Raw genomic sequence first — 18,084 nt, forward strand, 5'->3', positions numbered from 1 at the left:
TTATCTCTTGATCTGTTTATACGGAGGGATAGGTGCATTGTCCGGAAATGCAGTAACGACGTTACCATTTGCTGGCTGCCAGACAACGCGCATGCGCACACCATCACGCTCTTCGTAAGCGACCCATTTTGCAGCATCCCCTTTTTTTGTATACATACCGCCAGTACCTGTCTGGGCATACCATTTTGTGTCGGGCGACGTCACGATGTCGCTCACCTCGTGGATTACCTTTTCTGCTGACCAACTTTGTGGAAAAACGGTTTTCCCCGGCTGGCCTGGCCAAAGGTGCCCACCACTCCCGGGTCCGTCGCCATACAAGATATGCTGCTTCGACTGATCAGACAGAATATCAATATAGTCAGGCTGAGCATCTGTCCAATTTGGCCGTTCCGGGTCTTTTGGTGGCGTTACATCCGTTTTTGGCGGTACCACCGGCTTCTGCGGATCCAACACCGGTACCACCGGCTTCTGCGGATCCAACACCGGCACATCCGTATCCGGCAGCTTCTCCGAAAACTTCGTGATCTGCGTCTTGAGATGGTCAATCTTGACCGTCGATCCCACTTCTTTGATGGTCTTGACCGAGACGTCGATACCCATACGCGACAGTTGCAGCGACGCATTCGCGGAGCTGGTGCCACCACCGGCCATGAGCTGGACGATGAGTGCAACGGCCTGACCCATTTGCCGGCCAACGTTCTCCGCGTTCTCGTCGCCGCCCACGGTGGCTGCTTCAAGGATTTGTGAAAGTTGCGATTTGAACGCATCAGCGACGCTTTTGCCGAGGATGTTCACCGCCTCATCAGAAGCGAGGAACTCGTTCATGGCGTGGAAGCTTTCCACCGGATCACGCAGCAGATTCACTGCACTGTCCAGAGCGCCCAGTCCAGCGCCTGCCATGCCGTCCGTGAAGCCTTTCATGACTCCGGAAGCTGTCAGCAGATCCTGTCGTGCTGAAATGAGTCCCCACTTCGCGATGATCGCCAGCTTAAGGGCCAAGTTGGGCTCTGCATCGATTTCCTTTTTGGCCTGGACGTACTGCTGCGTTGCCAGCCAGTTGTTGTCGATGTTGGCTGTCGCTGCATTATTCGCGGTCGCCGCGCCATTTGGATTGCTCATGGCCGCAATACCGGTCACCAGACTGGTGATGATGTTGCGTTTGGCTTCACGTTCTATTGCGGTTTCATTCGGGTCGGAGTCTGCAAACAGGCCGGCCAGCACACTGGACGCCGAACCACCCAAGGCACCCGCCGAACAGCTTTGATTGCTGGCGGCAGCGCCTGCGCAACCGAGAATCGCATGCAAGGCGGCGTGTTCCGGACTGCCCTCTTTCAGACCTTTTTTCACCAGGTCGCCGATGTACGACGAACCCTGCTGCTGGACGTAGTTGACCACCATGTTTTGTGCGAATTGCGAGCTGCTACCGGTGACGCCACCGCTGATCCCGGCGACCAGAGCTGTTGCAATCTGTCGGTAGGTACCACCAGCGCCCCAGTTGTCGCCGATTTCTTGTACCTGCTTCTGGAGCACCAGGTATTTCTCGTGATGTTCCAGCTTCTTGGCTGGATCGGTTTCGCTTTTGGAAAGCGCATACTCGACTTCAGCCTGTTTCTTCTTGTCATCAATTTCACGCGCGCGGCTCTCGATGAACTGCGAAACGTTCTGCACGAATTTACCGACAATCTCGAAATCAACACCAATTTCCTTGGCATCGAAAATCGGCTTTAGCTTGTTGCTGCCGTCACGCTCGCTGGAAACATCGGTGTTGATCGCAGCGATGGCCTGTTCGGCCGTTTGCCCGGTCAGCTCCTGTTGCTTTGTGCTGTTAGTGATGGTGACGGCAGCGCCGCTGATACCACTGTAAGTGGTGCTGCTGGAGTTTCCGCTGGCAAACAGAGCAATCGGAGTCGTTGCGCTGACGCCATCCTTGCTGGCGACGACAGGCCCGCCTCTGTTGGCCGTCGCGCTGGCATTGCCATTGGCGTCACGCCCCATGTCGCCGCCATATCCACCACTCAGGTTAATGCTGCTGGCATCGTACTCAGCCTTGTTCTTGACGTCCGACGTGGTCAGCGTGCCGGTGCTTAATGTGTTTTTGCCGTCAGCCACCGCTTTGTCGGTACTGGCAATGATCGCCCCGACGAGGTCAGTGTTGCCCTTGACCTCGACCTGGAAACCACCATTGCCCGCCTTGATGCCCGACTGCTCGGAGACGCTGGCGTATTCACTGTGCATGTGCTGCTGGGAGATGCCGCCGCTGACGCTGCTGTTGCCGACGCAGAACGGAGGCACGCAGACACTCAGGCCGACGTTGGCGCTTGACTGCTTGGAGGTGTAGGTACTGGTGTCTTGCAGGCTCTCGATATTGAGATCGCCGCCCACGTTGACCTTGACCGTTTCCCCGCTGGCGGTAGCGCCCTTGATGTTGGTGTCGCCACCACTTTTCAGGTTCAGCGTGCCGCCGGACTTGACCGAGGTGTTGGTGTGCGTGACGTCGTCACCATCACTGCTGCCACGGCCCTTGTTGGCGGCCAGTTCAAAGGTAATACCGTTTTGCTCGCCGAAGCCGAAACCGATACCGGCGCTCCAGCCGCTGTTGCTGTTGGTGCTTTCCTGATGAGCAGTATTCTGTGCGGACAAAAGATTGATCGCGCCATCGGCGTTCAGCGAAACATCGCCACCGCCTTCAATGCGGCTACCGACCACATTGATGTTGCTGTCGGCACCGGCGCCCTTGGCGACGATGTTGATGTTGCCACCCGCAATCACACCGCTGCCGACGACATTGCTGCCGCTCTGGCTGCTGTTCATCTTGCTTTGGCTATTGCTGAGGTTGACGCTGACCTTCACTCCGACCCGAGGGTCTTCTTTCAGGGCCTTGGCCGCGTCCACCGCCTGGTCGCCACTCATGGCCGCATTCACGGCAGCGAGTGCAAGCATCCGCCCGTCAGTGGTTTTCCCGGCGGCCTCGCCCATCTGCTGGATGCCACGCAGTGCATCCACCAGCGGAATGCTCACCGTGCCACCGACGGCGGTGCGATTGGTGCTGGCGGTTTTGGTGGAACTCAGCGTGTCATAGCCCTCGCCGATATCCACGTGCTTGGCCGTGATCCCGATGTCACCCACCGGCGCGACCAGTTGACTGGCCGTCTGGGTGTAATGATCCCCGGCCGTCAGCAGGATGTTGCCGCCAAGCGATGCGATCTGACTGCCCGACTGGCGAGTCGTGGTGCTCTGATCCGATTCCTTGGTCTTGACGATCCCCGTCGCGCCCTGCCACCAGGAACCGATCTCGCCCACCTTCTTGCTGCCTGAAGAGGAACTGGCGGTCGTGGTGTTTTCAGCGCTGATGACTTCCAGGTTGCGTCCGGCGTTGATACCGATGTTCTTGTCGGCCACCAGCGTACTGCCTTCAACGACCGTGTCCCGACCGCTCTTGATCTGCAGGCTGCCGGCGCTGATATCGCTGCCGATGCTCTCGGTGGAAGTCTGTTGACCCTGTTGCGACTTCTGCGTGTTGGACAGCAGCCCGGTAATCGTCGCCCCCGTCTTGCTGGAGCTCTGCGACTGGCTGGAGGTTTGTGTTTCCTGGGCGGCGCCGATGAACACGTCATTGGCGGCGGTCAGCTTGATCTCATCCGTTGCACGCAACGAGGCCGCCTTCAACGTAATGTCGTTGTCGGCTTTGAGCTCCATGCTCTTGGCAACCCACTCGGTGCTGTTCAAGCGGGTTTGAGTGGCCTCGGCACTATTGGATTTGCTGGATTTCCAGTTCTTCTTCGAAGAGGCACTGGCTTGGCTGGCATAGTCCTCGGCTGCGTCGAGATTGATGTCATGGCCGGCAGTGGCCAGCAACGATCCATCGGCTTTGACTTTTGCCCCTTGTGCATTGATGTCTTGACCTGCAGACATCACCAGCTTGCTTCCCGACTCGATACTCGAACTGACCGACGCGATACTTTCGCTTTCGGTCATCACGGATTTTTTCTTGCCGAAGCTGCCCTTCGTTGTCTTGGTGTAAAACGAGTGATCAAGGTTGTCAGCGGTCAGCAGGTTCAGGTCGTCGCCGGCATAGACAAAGGCCTCGCCACCCGACTTGACATGGCTGGCGATCAGGTTGAGATCCTTGTCGGCATTGAGCGTCAGGCTTCCACCAGCCTTGATCACGCTCGATTGCTGGGCGATGTGATCCTCCTCCGCACGGAACTTCTTGTTCCAGCCGGTGGCATGGGACTCGTCAGCCGCTGAGCTGATCGTCAGGTCACCTTTGGCATTGATGTCAACGTTGCCTTTGGCCTCGACATTACTCGCCACCACGCTGACGTCACGCTGGGCCGTAACCTTGAGTGTGCCGCCGACGTTGACGTCCGAGCCATGCTGCTTGACCGTCGAATACTGATAGTTGGTATTGCTGCGGTCAGTGGTCTGTTCGGTCGAGTCGATGTGTACATCGCGGCTGGCCGTCAGCGTGGTATCCCCACCACTCTTCAATACGCTGCCGCTGTTGTTGATGTCACGACCTGCGCTGATCACCAGTGCGTTCGCCGCTTCGATGCGCGAGGCGTTGTCGACGAAGTCGGTTTCTTCGCTCAGGCGACCGTCAGTGCTCTTGTGGGTGGTAACCGTGCGCTCGTTGATCACATCGCCATGTTCGGCGGTCAGAGTGACGTCGCGCCCGGCAATAATGCCCCCGGCCTTGTTGGTCAGATTATTGGTGGCCGTCAACTTCAGGACATTCCCGGCCTCGACCAGACCACTGCTCACCAGGTCTTTTTTGGCGGTTGCATCGAGGTTCTGGCTCGCGCGCAACGTACCGGAGTTCTCCAGGTTCTCACCGGCGATCAACGTGACATCGTTGCCTTGGATCAACGCACCATTGGCCGCGAGGCGGTTGTTGGCGTTGGCCAGGTACAGCACCGGCACCAGGACTTTTTCGCCGTTTACTACACGCTCTTCGAGCCAGACGATGTCGTGGGTCAGCGCAGCGACCTGCTGTGCACTGAGGGTAACGCCCACGCTAAGGTTCAAGGTGTTCTTGCTGGCGATGGCGTTGTCCATCAGGTACTTGTAGACCGCCTCATCGGAATTCTGCCCATCGATGAAACGCTGCCCCGTCCGGGCCACCACGGCTTGCTGAATCAGTTTCTGTTCAAAGAGGCCGTCGCCCAGACGCTTGGCACTCTGGTCTGCGCTGTAGCCCAGTCCCTTCAGCAGATAATCCGAGCTCATGAACTGCTTGAGGTCAGTGAGCACTGGGTTGGTTTCGATCAGGTATTTGTGCGGCTGAGACTTGCCGGCGTTGCTCGGCAGGCCTTGCACCCGGTTGATGGTCACCGGGGTCGGCGATGGATCGGCGGTGACCTTGCCGCCGCTCAACGTCCAGCTCTGCGGGCCAGTGGCGGTCGGATTGCTGCTGCCTTCCGTGCTCAGGCGGAACAGGCCGTTCTGGCCTGTCGGCAAGCTGAAACCTGGCAGGTCGATCGGGCTGACCTGCTGCTGGGCGAGATCCGGCGGCAGTTGCGGGTTGATCTTGACCACCGTGGAGTAGCCACTGCCAGCGCCCGTATCGGTGTTGGTTTTGCCTGCCGCGACGTAGCTGTAATAAGGACGCACCACACTGTTGTCGATGGTCTGGGCCGCATTCAATGTGATGTTGCCACCGGCCTGGATCACAGCGTCATAGGAACTGCCGGATCCGGGGACGGTAACGATGCTTTCGGTGAGCTTGCCACCGCCGAGCATGCTTATGAAACGACTCAGATCCGCCTCAACAGTAGGCGACGGCGTGTCTCCGTTCTTTTCGTTGAATGCTTTGGCTGCGGGCTCGGTGGCGTAGATCTGGTCAACGTAGTTCCAGTAGGTACGCTTGGTGATGATCTCCTGCTCTTGCACGCCCTTGTTGGTGATAGTGCCGGCATTGACCGAAATGTTGCCGGTGGCGGCAATGGTACTGCTGCTGTTGTTCAGAGCCTGGACGTTGAGCGACATGTTGCCACCGCTGGTCAGGCTCGCGGCCGCGCTGCTGTTGCTGACTTTCAGGCGATCGGTCTCGGCAATCTCCCAATGCCCGTTGCGTCGACCGCCACTGCGAAAATCACACCCGGCAATCGGGATCAGATTGCAATCGAGCTGGGTGATGACCACCGAGTTTTTTTCATGCGCTGTGTATTCGAGAATGTCCCTGACGTTATTCACGGTCAGGGCATTGATGGTCAGGTCTCGCGCGCTGTAGATCTCGCCGGAACGATTGTCCAGCAAGTCAGCCTTGCCACTGTCGCGATCCCGGCCGATGTGTACGTTGCTCAGGCCGTACACATTGCCGTAGGCGTTGGTGAAACTGGCCAACAGCAGACGCATGTCGCCGCCACTGGTGATCAGGCCCCCGCTGTTCAGGAGGGCACTGGTGGTCAGGGTGAGCTCTTTGCCGGAACCGATGGTGCCGTAGTTATTGATGTTGGCGGCGCCCAGGGTCAGATCACCGCTGGATGTCAGACGCCCCTGGTTGTTCAACACGCCATTGATATTGATGGTGGTGTTGCCGCCACCGGCAATGCTGGTCCCGGCGTTGAGATCCAGCTGATTGGCCTTGAGCGCCAAGTCACCCAGACTGCTGGTGCGACCATTCCCGGAATAATTGCCCCACAAGGTCAGGTCCAGCGAACCATCACTGGCAATTAACCCGTCGTTATTCCAGCTGCCACCGCTCCCGATCAGTTTGCTGACCGCCAGCAACTGCCCGCTCGCCGTCTGGTTGAGGCTGTTGATGTTGACCGTCAGACGATCGGCCTGGATCAGACTGCTGTTGGTCCAGCCATCGGCTGTCAGCGTCAGTCCGCCGCGGGTGACGAAGCTGCCGCCAGCACTGCCGAGCTGTCCGGTGGCGATGTCGAAAACCCCGGTACCGACGTGCAACACGTTACCGCCACCGTTCAACAATCCACCCGCGCCGAGGCTGAGGTCATTGTTGGCGCTTTCTACGGTACCGTTGCGGTTATCGAACAGACCGCCGAGGGTGAACGCGGTTTTCCCGGTGCTGCCGAGTGCACGCAGCTGGCCCGTCTGGTTATCGATACTGGCAGCACCCACGCTCAGCGTGCTGGCGCTTTCGATGATGCCTTTGCGGTTGTTCAGGGCACCGCTCAAGCTGAAATCGATTTGTTGTCCAGCCACCTGGCCGCCGGTACTGCCGCTGTTGTCAAAATCCCTACCGGTGACGCTGGCGCGTTGCCTGGCAACCAGTACGCCGTTGCGGTTATTGAAATTACCGTTGTTGCCCAGATCGATAGTCGCGTCACCGCTCTGTGCAGCGATCCGTCCAGCGTCGTTGTCGAGACCGGCCAAGGCCTTGAGCGTCAGTTGCTGAGCCTGGATCACCCCACCTTGTCCGTTGCGCAACAAGCCGCCGACCTGCGCAGTGAAGGCGCTTTTGAGGCTGGACAGCACACCGCCCCGGCTGTCGAGGCTGGCAGCGGAGACGTCGAGATCGCCGGATTTGGCTACGAAGCGACCACTCTGGTTATCGATGGCGCCATCGACCTTGACGGTGAGTAAGCCTTCGCTTTGCAGGGTGCCCTTGGCGTTGTCGAGGCTGGCAGCGGTCAATTGCAGATCAGCGGCATCGCTGTAAATCAGACCACCACTGTTTTGCACAGCACCGCGCGCGGTGAGCACCAGGTTGTCGTTGGCAGCTACGGTGCCGCCATTGCGATTGTCGAGGTCGCCGGTCAACAGGCTGAGCAGTTTCTGGCTGACCAGTTTGCCGCCCTGGTTATTGATTTGCGCGGCACGTGTGATCACTAATGGACCAGCGCCGGCCAATTGACCTTTGATATTTGTCAGAGCGCCCAGCAAGTCGAGATTGACAGCCGCTTCACTGGCCAGAACCCCTTCAGTGTTATCCAGGTCTGTGCCGGTGAAACGGATGTCCTGCTTGGCGTTGATGGTCGCATGGGTGTTGTCGAGACGTTTGGCGCTGATATCCAGAGCCGCGCCGCTGTCGATCTGGCCACCCTGCCCGTTGTTCAATGTGCCGGTGACGGTCAGAGCCTGCGCGCCCTCGCTCGAGAGCGCGCCTTTGTCCGAGTTATCGATGTTGGCCGCGGTGATCTTCAAGATGCCTTTGCTGGCCAGTGCCCCGGTGTTGCTGTTGCGGATATCACCAGTGAGATCGACCACCAGATCGCCATCACGACTGGACAACGTACCGTGATTGCGATTGTCGAGATTGCCACCGAGCAGGCTCAGGTTTTGCCAGCCGGAAATCAGACCATTCAGATTGCGCGTGTTGTCAGCGCTCAGATCCAGTCGCTGACGACTGAAAAGCTTGCCATCACTATTGTCCAGATTGCGTGCGGCAAGCGTATAGCTCAGGTCGCTGGAGAGTTCGCCGCCCTGGTTGTTCAGGTCCCGCAGATGATTGATGCTCAACCGGCCTTTGGTCGTAATCAGACCCTTGCTGTTGTTGAGGTCGCCCATCGCACCGCTGAAATCGATGGCGATGGCACTCCCGAGCAGCGAGCCGCCATTCTGGTTGTTGATGTTGGCAGCGCTGATGGCGAGAGCTTGTGTGGCGTTGATCAGTCCCTTGTCCTGATTGTCGAGCTGACCGTCAACGCGCAGATCCAGGCCGGCACGACTGGTGAAGGTACCGCCATTGTTGTTGAGGCTACCCGCGCGGGCGTCGATGCTGGCTGCAGCGATAAGTCCCTTGATATTGGTCAATGCCTGCTGCACGCGCAGGGTCAGGGTTTGATTGCTCAGCAGTTTGCCATTGCTGTTGTCCAGGCTGTCTGCAGCAAACGTAAACGCCTGGGCGCTGGAGATTTCACCGCTACGGTTGTCGACCTGTTGCAGGTTTTTCAGAACCAGCAGCGGTGCATTGATCAGACCTTTCTGGTTGTTCAAGGCGCCGTTGTTGAGATCAAGCGTCAGCGACGTATCGCTGGTGAGTTGTCCACCTTCGTGTTGATCGAGGCTTGCTGCATTGACCGACAACGCACCGTTGCTGGCGATCCGCCCCTTGTCGCTGTTGACGATGTGGCCAGCCTTGAGTGTCAGGTTGTCGAGGGAGGTCAACTGGCCACTCTGGTTGTTGATCTGGCCGGTGGCGGTAATGCTCAAGGCTTTTCCGGCATTTACCAGCCCTGCAACGTTGTCCAGCGTTGCCATGCGCAATGTCGCACTTTGCAGGCTCGACAGTTCGCCGCTGCGGTTATTCAGGTGACCGATGTTGGCATCCAGACGCCCGGAACTCTTGATCAGACCGTTGGTGTTGAGTACCTGGCTGGCGTTGAGACTCAGCTCCCCCGAGCTCAGTACGCGACCTTGGTTCTGGTTATCAAGAATGCCTGCGGTCACGCGCGTGTTTTGCGCGCTCAAGGTACCGCCCTGATTGTTCAGGGTCTGTGCCGCCGCGACCGTCAGATCGCGGCTCGCAATCACGCTTTTGCCGGCGTTATCGATGCTGCGCGCGCTGATGGCGACATTGCCTGCTGCATTGCGAGTGTTGTCCGCGTTGACTCCGGCTTCGATGATGCCGTTGTTGGTCAACTGCCCGCCGGCATTGAGATTGATATTGTCCCGTGCTGCGAGAGTCTGCCGGTTGGTCAGGTTGCCCTGGGTCTGAGCGTTGACGTTCGTGCCGGCATAAACCGGTCCCTGGGCGTCGAGGCTGGTCGCCGTGATGTTGATGTTGTTCGCGGCCGAGGCCTGCGCCAGGGTCAGTTGACCGTTGCTGTCGATCTGGATATCACCGCCGCTGGCCGCCACGTTGCCTGCCAGCTTCACCCCCACGCCGGCTTCCGTGCCCACCAGCTTGATCGCCCCCGCATACATCCCGCCAAGCGCCGAAGAGTCGATGGCCAATTGCGGTTTGGTGCTGCCGTCATCGGCACGGGCCGTGGCATTGAGAGTTTGCGCGTTGACGTCGTTGCGACCGGCAACAATGGTCAGGTTCTGCGCCCGGATTTCGGCATTGATTTTTGCGCTGCGGGTGATGATTTCGAAACGGTCGACGTTGCTGGCGTTGAGCCCCGTACCTTCGATGGCGACGCTGCCCTGATCAACCTGAAAGCGATCCAGACGACCCGCACCATCAAGCACCGGTTTACCGGTAGTCAGGGTCACTCGTGGGGTATTGATGAAACCGCAACCGTTGCAACTGATGCCATAAGGGTTGGCAACGATGACTCGCGCCGACTGCCCCGCCACTTCGGTATAACCGCGCAACTGGCTCGGGTTGCCGCCCACCACTTCGTTAAGGATGGTTTGCGCCGCCACACGATTGGTCAGGTGAGGGTTGCCGACGATGATCCCGCCCAGTTGCGTCTGCCCGGTCTGAGCTGCCACGTTGTTGAGGATGACGCCCTGTGCCCCTACGTTGTAGTCGTGAAACTGGTTGTGTGAAAGCCCCGAGCCGTCAGGCGTGGCGATGTTGACGATCGGCACGCCGTTGCCGGCCTGCCCCAGACTCGTGCCGGGATTGGCCACCACAATCCCGTCCGCCTGCGCCCACATCGGTTGCCAGAACATGACGTTGGCCAGCAGGAATGCCAGTCCGCGTTTGGGCATGCCCCAGAAGTGTTCGCGGCTTTTTACGGCCGCAGCAGGTTGGCCGGCCAGAAAGGTCAGGTGGCGAATGTCCATATCAGTATCTCGGGGCAGGCGGAAATTAAATGAAGAAGTCCAGGCGGAAATAGATCGGCGCTTCGCGCTCGGTCAGCGCGGCCGGTCGTTCCAGGGAATGGGCGAAGGTCACGCTGGCCGCGACGTGCTCGCCACGAGCGAACAACTCCAGCGAGTTGCTCGACATGCGCCCGTGCTGGTCGCCGTTGTAGCGGTCGCCACGGATCACGCCCTGGTCGTAGCCGAGGCTGGTGCCGTATTCGGCGAATACCGGGCGCAGCCATTCGGCAGTCACCGGGCGCGCCCAACGCAGATCGTTACGCCAGTAGCCACCGCTGTCGCCAGACAGCGACTGATCCTTGTAGCCACGGATCGACGACAACCCGCCGAGGCTGGTGCGCTGCGAACTGAACAGCACGTCTTCGCTGCGCTGGCCGGTCATCAGGCTGCTGAAACTGAGCGATTCGTCCCACAGCTTGAACGGCTGCAGGTAGCTCAGGGTCGCGGTGTATTTGCGGTAGCGCGCGTCCGGTTCGCCGGGGCCCGGATCGTGGCTGCCCTGGGCATCGAACGCACCGATGCCTTGCTGCATCCCGGCGTCGATGTTGACGAACGCGCTGCCGATCCGCCGGCCGTGGTTGATGCCGAACTGCGCTTCGCTGATGCGGTTGCTGCTCAGGCGCAGCTTGCTGTCTTCGATGAAGTTGTTGGTGCGCAGGTACGACAGGCCGGTGCTGAGAGAGGTCTTGCTGACCGAGTCACGGTGGATCACCCGCTCGGCGCGAAACTGATGGTTTTCACTGTCGCCGGTCTGCTTGAAGTTGTAACCGTTGGCGGCGATTTGCGAGCGGTACTCGCTCTGGCTGTAGCTGTAGCTGAAGTTCCACCAGCCCCACGGCAGGTTGTAGTTGAGCATCGCGTTGTTGGAGGTGTGCTGATGATCGCTCATCGCATCGTGACCGCCGCGCAGGCTCAACTGATCGGCCAGGCCCAGCGGGCTGTCCCAGTCGAATGTAGTCCCCCACTGTTGCTCACCGGTACTGCGCTGGCCGCTGTTGCTGCGCGACAGCCCGGCACGCCAAGGCTTTTGCGGGGTGTTGTTGACCAGCACGTCACTACCACCGACATTCTTGCCCGGTGAAAGCTCCATCTTGGCCTGATTGGACGGCAGGCGATTGAGCTGATCGACCATCTGCTCGATCTCGCGCAGGTTGACCAGCTCGCCGGCCTTGCCGGGAAAAGCCATGGCCAGTTCACGTTCCGACAGCTTGCTGTTCTCGGCACCTTTCAGGCTTTCGAGCTTGCCCTCGACCACCAGCACTTTCAGGTGGCCGGCGGACAAATCCTGCTGCGGCAAGTAGGCGCGACTGGTGACCAGCCCCTTCTCGATGTAATGCTCGGTGATGGCTTTGAGCAGCTCATTGAGCTGTGGCACGCCCAGGCACTGGCCTATGTACGGCTTGAGCAGGTGCGTCTTGTCGCTCTCCGACAGGCTGTCGGCGCCTTTGAGTTCGATGTCTTTGATCGGGAAGCAGCGAGTGTCGGTCGGCGCCGCCGGTTGAACTGGCTTGGCATCCTTGCCCGGCAGGTCCTTGAGTTCTTCGAGGCGACGGCGCTGCTCGTCGAGCAGGCGATCCTGGCGTTCGCGGATCAGGTCGGTTTCACCAGGGGTGGGTGCAGCGAGTACAGCGTTAAGCGGAGACAGGCACAGCAAAGCCAGGCACAACCTCGCCCCAAGGGCGGGTGAGTACATGTTCGATCCCTCGAGACGGAATTGATATCAAAATAGTGGCGCGATGTTAATGAGCCACTATTCTGACGTCAATTTATGGATTCACCGAAATAGTGTTGCCGACGAACGGTATCGATGAAGTCTGCGACGGACTCGACTCAATTCATCTCAATGTTCAACAGCCAGTTTCGTCGCCACATCCTCCGGCGCCAGCACTCGACCATCGGCTGACAGCAACTCAAGCTTGCGGATCGGCTGCCCCTTCTGCGCATCGACCATCACCGACCCCGACTCTCCCGGTTCGAACATGAACTCCCCGCCCCACTGCGACAGCGCGACGATCACGGTTTGCAGGGCCCGGCCCTTTTCCGTCAGCACGTACTCCTTGTAGGCGCTGCCATCGGACGCCGGCACCAGGCGCAGGATGTCGCGCTCCACCAGCCCTTTGAGCCGGACACTCAGCATGTTCTTGGCGATCTCCAGGCTCTTCTCGAAATCGCCGAAACGACAAATGCCTTCCAGCGCATCGCGGATGATCAGCAACGACCACCAGTCGCCGATCAGGTCCAGTGTCCGGGCGACCGGGCAGGCATTGCCGGCAAGACTTTTGCGCTTCATTTCGGTGTCTCCAGCAAATCGGCAGGTTCAATGCGGTTGCATCTTACAACCCGCGCTGCAAAACCGATAACGCCGTGCGCCTCGAACTTAGCACCTGCGTACAAGTGGCCGATGCACTTTGCCGCGATAGTGACCGTTGCCATCACGGCATCCACGCAGGCCCACACCCAAGGAGTTTCCATGAGCACGTTCACGACTCAAGACGGCACCGAGATCTATTTCAAGGACTGGGGCAGCGGCAAGCCCGTGCTGTTCAGCCACGGCTGGCCGCTGGATGCCGACATGTGGGAATACCAGATGGAATATCTGAGCAGCCGCGGCTACCGCACCATCGCCTTCGACCGTCGTGGCTTCGGGCGCTCCGAGCAGCCGTGGACCGGCTACGACTACGACACCTTCGCCGATGACATCGCGCAGTTGATCGAACACCTCGATCTGCGTGACGTGACCCTGGTCGGCTTCTCCATGGGCGGCGGCGATGTCAGCCGCTACATTGCGCGCCATGGCAGCGAGCGCGTTGCCGGGCTGGTGTTGCTGGGCGCGGTGACGCCGCTGTTCGGCAAGAAACCGGACTTCGCCGAAGGTGTCGACAAGTCGGTGTTCGACGGGATCAAGGCCGGCCTGCTGAAGGACCGTGCGCAGTTCATCGCTGACTTCAACGCCCCGTTCTATGGCACCAATCAGGGTCAGAAAGTCTCTGAGGGCGTGCTGACGCAAACCCTGAACGTCGCCCTGCTCGCCTCGCTGAAAGGCACCGTGGATTGCGTCACGGCGTTCTCGGAAACCGACTTCCGCCCGGACATGGCGAAAATCGATGTGCCGACGCTGGTGATTCACGGCGACGGTGATCAGATCGTGCCATTTGAAACCACCGGCAAACGGGCCGCTGCGCAGATCAAGGGTGCTGAGCTGAAAGTCTACGCAGGCGCGCCACACGGCTTTGCGGTCACCCATGCGCAGCAATTGAATGAAGACCTGCTGGCGTTTCTCGACCGCTGAGTCCGCAGTCAACTGAAGCCTTGCAAAGGGCCGTCGACTACCCTGTCGGCGGCCATTTTTTTCGTTGCCCCGGATTCCGGTGCCATGGTGAAGCCCCGTGTTTACAGGCCTTTCAAGCCTCTGCATCACGTTTTTATCTTCACATCCCAGCTTAATAATATTTTACCGATAACCACCCCCTCCCTAGTCTGATCCCAAGCACAGAGAACAGGTCGACAGCGGCCTGAATCCAACGGCCTCGTGAGAAGGGATCAGAGATGACCACTGAAATAATAAAAACAGACACGCTTGTTGTCGGCGCCGGTCAAGCGGGTGTGGCCATGAGTGAACACCTGAGCAAACTCGGTGTGCCGCACCTGGTGCTGGAGCGCAGCCGAGTTGCCGAGCGCTGGCGCACCGGGCGCTGGGACTCGCTGGTAGCCAACGGTCCGGCGTGGCACGACCGGTTTCCGGGGATGGAATTCGATGATGTCGATCCGGATGGTTTCGCCCACAAGGAGCGCGTCGCCGACTACTTCGAGGCCTATGCGAAGAAATTCAACGCGCCGATCCGCACCGGCGTGGACGTGAAAAGCGTGGTGCGCAATGTCGGTCGCCCGGGCTTCACCGTCGAGACTTCCGAGGGTGTGATCGAAGCGGCCCGCGTCGTCGCCGCCACCGGCCCGTTTCAACGTCCAGTGATCCCGGCCATTGCGCCGAAGGATGAGCGCCTGTTGCAGATTCATTCGGCCGATTATCGCAACCCGCAACAACTGCCGGCCGGTGCGGTGCTGGTGGTCGGTGCCGGTTCGTCGGGCGTGCAGATCGCCGATGAATTGCAGCGTTCGGGCAAGCAGGTGTTCCTCTCGGTCGGCGCCCATGACCGCCCTCCTCGCGCTTATCGCAACCGCGATTTTTGCTGGTGGCTCGGCGTGCTCGGCGAGTGGGATCAGGCCGCAATGAAACCCGGCCGTGAGCACGTGACCATCGCCGTCAGCGGCGCCCACGGAGGCCGCACCATCGACTTCCGTGGCCTGGCCCATCGCGGAATGACTCTGGTCGGCGTCACTGAATCGTTCAGCGACGGCGTGGTGACCTTCAAAAAGGACCTGCGCGACAACCTCAAGCGTGGCGACGAGAACTACCTTGCGCTGCTGGATGCCGCCGACGCCTACATCGAACGCAACGGCCTCGATCTGCCGCTGGAACCGGAGGCCCGGGAAACCTATCCGGATCCTGAATGCGTGAAGAACCCGCTGGCCAATCTTGACCTGGCCGCCGCCGGCATCACCTCGATCATCTGGGCCACCGGGTTTGCCGTGGACTACTCCTGGCTGAAAGTCGCGGCGTTTGACGACCACGGCAAGCCGCAACATCAGCGCGGTGTGTCCAGCGAATCGGGTGTGTATTTCCTCGGGTTGCCGTGGCAGTCGCGACGCGGTTCATCGTTCATCTGGGGCGTGTGGCACGACGCCAAGCACGTGGCCGATCACATCGCTACCCAGCGCAAATACCTGGCCTATCGCGATGCCGAACAACGCGAAGCCGTGCAGCACAACAAAGCCGCCGACACCGTCGACGCTTGATTCCCCTCATCAATACCGGCGCCGGTTGCGCCGGGTTCGATTTCGTCAGGAGCCTCACATGAGTCAGCCAACCCACACCCGCATTCGCATGTTCAACACCAAGGACACTTACCCGAACCAGACCCTGGACAATGACTTGTGCCAGGCCGTGCGCGCCGGCAATACCGTGTATGTCCGTGGTCAGGTCGGCACCAATTTCGATGGTGAACTGGTCGGCCTCGGCGACCCGCGCGCGCAGACCGAACAGGCGATGCGCAACGTCAAGCAACTGCTCGAAGAGGCCGGCAGCGACCTGAGCCACATCGTCAAGACCACCACTTACCTGATCGACCCGCGCTACCGCGAGCCGGTGTATCAGGAAGTCGGCAAATGGCTAAAGGGTGTTTTCCCGATCTCCACCGGGCTGGTGGTGTCGGCGCTGGGCCAGCCGCAGTGGCTGATGGAGATTGATGTGGTTGCGGTGATTCCCGAGTAATTCGACCTTAGCGAAAGGAGGCCACACATGACATTTTCCATCGCCGCCCGCTGCCCTGAAACCGGTCAGTTCGGCATCGCCATCAGTTCCTCCAGCATTGCCGTCGGCGCCCGTTGTCCATGGCTGTTGCCGGGTGTCGGCGCGGTGTCGAGCCAGAACATCACCCTGCCGTCCCTCGGCCCGGAAGTGCTCGCCTTGATGGAGCAAGGCCTGGCGCCCGAGGCAGCGCTGGACAAGGTGCTCACCCGCAACGGCTACAGTCAGTACCGGCAGATCACCGCGATCAACCACCTCGGGCAGACCGCGCATTTCAGCGGCGCGCAAACCCTGGGCGTGCACAACGCCGTGTCGGGCGAGCAATGCGTGGCGGCGGGCAATATGCTCGCCGGGCGCTCCGTCATCGAAGCCATGGTCAGCGCGTTCGAAGAAGGCGAAGGCCAATTGGCCGACCGTCTGATCAAGGCCCTGCACGCTGCCCAGGCCTTGGGCGGTGAAGCGGGCCCGGTGCATTCGGCAGCCGTGGTCGTGGTCGGCGAGCTTACCTGGCCCATCGTCAACCTGCGGGTGGACTGGGCCGATGAAGACCCGATCGGTCAATTGCAAAAACTCTGGGACGCCTATCGCCCGCAGCTTCAGGACTACATCGACCGCGCCCTCGATCCGGCCAAGGCGCCGGGCTACGGGGTTGCCGGAGACGACCGATGAGCGACAGCGTCGCGTTGCTCAAGACGCTGGTGGGGTTCGACACCACCAGCCGCGAGTCCAACCTGCAATTGATCGACTTCGTGCGCAGCTACCTCGAAGGTTTCGATGTGCCGTGCGAGCTGATCTACAACGATGAGCGCAGCAAGGCCAACCTGTTCGCCACGATTGGCTCGGCCGATCAGCCGGGCATCGTGTTGTCGGGGCACACCGATGTGGTGCCCGTCGATGGTCAGCCATGGACGCTGCCACCGTTCGAACTCAGCGAGCGCGACGGCAAGTTGTACGGCCGTGGCACGGCGGACATGAAGGGCTACATCGCCTGCGTGCTGGCGCTGGTGCCGTCGTTGGTCAAAGCACCCTTGCGCATGCCGGTGCACATTGCGCTGTCCTACGACGAAGAGGTCGGTTGCCTCGGTGTGCGTTCGTTGCTCAAGGTGCTGGAGCAGCGTCCGGTCAAACCGCTGCTGTGCATCATCGGTGAACCGACCGAACTGAAACCGGTGCTCGGGCACAAGGGCAAATTGGCGATGCGCTGCGATGTCCAGGGTCACGCCTGTCATTCGGCTTACGCGCCACTCGGGGTCAATGCCATCGAATGCGCCGCCGAGTTGATCGGCGAGCTGGGGCGCATCGGTCGGCAGCTCAAGGATGAACACCTCGACCCGCGCTTTGACCCGCCATATTCCACGGTGCAAACCGGCGTAATCAGCGGTGGCAAAGCATTGAATATCGTCCCCGCCGATTGCCGTTTCGACTTCGAAATCCGCGCCCTGCCCTCGCAGGATCCAGCGGTCGTCGCGCAGCAACTCAAGGCCTACGCCGAACAGCAAATGCTGCCGCGCATGCGGGCCGTCAGCGAGCAGAGCGATATTCGGTTCAGCGAACTGTCGGCGTATCCGGGACTGGCGACGGATGCCCGAAGTCAGGCTGCGGAATTGATCGCCACGTTCTGTGGCTCGGACGATTTTGGCACCGTGGCGTTCGGCACTGAAGGCGGACTGTTCGACGCGGTGGGAATTCCTACGGTGGTGTGCGGGCCCGGCAGCATGGATCAGGGTCACAAGCCGGACGAGTTCGTCAGCCGCGATCAGCTCAAGGCCTGCGATGAGATGCTGCAACGGATGCTGGCTTCGATTCGCCTTTGAAAAAACGGCTGGCTGCAGGATTCATGTCCGCAGCCAAGCCGCAATATCACCGACAGACAGCTGCTCCGATGGAGGTCAGCTGCGTTGTCGTTCATGGCGCTGAAACACCCGAGACAGAGCGCTTTCACCTGAACGGAGAACCTCGTTTTTTTAACGCCTGAAGCAACAAAACAACTAATTTATCTCTCCCCGGGCATTGCCCATGATCAACCCCAACAAGAA

General features: G+C 60.0%; 8 protein-coding genes. 5 read left to right on the plus strand and 3 right to left on the minus strand.

What is annotated here, in order from left to right; translation table 11 throughout:
* The 3 genes from AC07VV_RS06550 to AC07VV_RS06560 form a co-directional block, all read right to left on the minus strand.
* Entirely contained in the window at positions 1 to 10,644 is a 10,644-nt protein-coding gene (locus AC07VV_RS06550) for a hemagglutinin repeat-containing protein (protein ID WP_495035718.1), read from the minus strand.
* Positions 10,645 to 10,669: 25 nt separating this feature from the next.
* Positions 10,670 to 12,376 (minus strand): ShlB/FhaC/HecB family hemolysin secretion/activation protein, encoded by a 1,707-nt coding sequence (locus AC07VV_RS06555; protein ID WP_495035719.1) that lies wholly within the window; start codon positions 12,374 to 12,376, stop codon positions 10,670 to 10,672.
* A gap of 147 nt (positions 12,377 to 12,523) precedes the next feature.
* On the minus strand, positions 12,524 to 12,973 hold the full coding sequence (locus AC07VV_RS06560; RefSeq protein ID WP_495035720.1) for a winged helix-turn-helix transcriptional regulator: 450 nt from the start codon (positions 12,971 to 12,973) through the stop codon (positions 12,524 to 12,526).
* 180 nt (positions 12,974 to 13,153) lie between these two features.
* On the opposite strand from AC07VV_RS06560, the gene AC07VV_RS06565 reads away from it, so the two are divergent.
* The 5 genes from AC07VV_RS06565 (at position 13,154) to argE (ending at position 17,862) form a co-directional block, all read left to right on the plus strand.
* Positions 13,154 to 13,972, plus strand: coding sequence for an alpha/beta fold hydrolase (locus AC07VV_RS06565; protein WP_495035721.1), 819 nt, complete (start codon positions 13,154 to 13,156; stop codon positions 13,970 to 13,972).
* Between the two features lie 257 nt (positions 13,973 to 14,229).
* Entirely contained in the window at positions 14,230 to 15,537 is a 1,308-nt protein-coding gene (locus tag AC07VV_RS06570) for a flavin-containing monooxygenase (RefSeq protein WP_495035722.1), read from the plus strand.
* A gap of 58 nt (positions 15,538 to 15,595) precedes the next feature.
* A complete protein-coding gene (locus AC07VV_RS06575) occupies positions 15,596 to 16,012 on the plus strand; it encodes a RidA family protein (protein ID WP_007950460.1) in 417 nt (138 codons plus the stop codon).
* 27 nt (positions 16,013 to 16,039) lie between these two features.
* Entirely contained in the window at positions 16,040 to 16,717 is a 678-nt protein-coding gene (locus tag AC07VV_RS06580) for a DUF1028 domain-containing protein (RefSeq protein WP_039766940.1), read from the plus strand.
* Positions 16,714 to 17,862: an acetylornithine deacetylase gene (argE, locus tag AC07VV_RS06585; protein WP_495035723.1), complete on the plus strand. Its 1,149-nt coding sequence runs from the start codon at positions 16,714 to 16,716 to the stop codon at positions 17,860 to 17,862. Before AC07VV_RS06580 ends, argE begins: the two co-directional genes overlap by 4 nt.
* Positions 17,863 to 18,084: the final 222 nt, after the last annotated feature.

It is taken from the genome of Pseudomonas sp. GW821-FHT02C04, from assembly GCF_059421845.1.

Excerpts from the sequence above, each read along its gene's own strand:
- AC07VV_RS06550 (WP_495035718.1), bottom strand. The coding sequence starts at position 10,644 with ATGGACATTCGCCACCTGACCTTTCTGGCCGGCCAACCTGCTGCGGCC.
- AC07VV_RS06555 (WP_495035719.1), bottom strand. The coding sequence starts at position 12,376 with ATGTACTCACCCGCCCTTGGGGCGAGGTTGTGCCTGGCTTTGCTGTGC.
- AC07VV_RS06560 (WP_495035720.1), bottom strand. The coding sequence starts at position 12,973 with ATGAAGCGCAAAAGTCTTGCCGGCAATGCCTGCCCGGTCGCCCGGACA.
- AC07VV_RS06565 (WP_495035721.1), top strand. The coding sequence starts at position 13,154 with ATGAGCACGTTCACGACTCAAGACGGCACCGAGATCTATTTCAAGGAC.
- AC07VV_RS06570 (WP_495035722.1), top strand. The coding sequence starts at position 14,230 with ATGACCACTGAAATAATAAAAACAGACACGCTTGTTGTCGGCGCCGGT.
- AC07VV_RS06575 (WP_007950460.1), top strand. The coding sequence starts at position 15,596 with ATGAGTCAGCCAACCCACACCCGCATTCGCATGTTCAACACCAAGGAC.
- AC07VV_RS06580 (WP_039766940.1), top strand. The coding sequence starts at position 16,040 with ATGACATTTTCCATCGCCGCCCGCTGCCCTGAAACCGGTCAGTTCGGC.
- argE (WP_495035723.1), top strand. The coding sequence starts at position 16,714 with ATGAGCGACAGCGTCGCGTTGCTCAAGACGCTGGTGGGGTTCGACACC.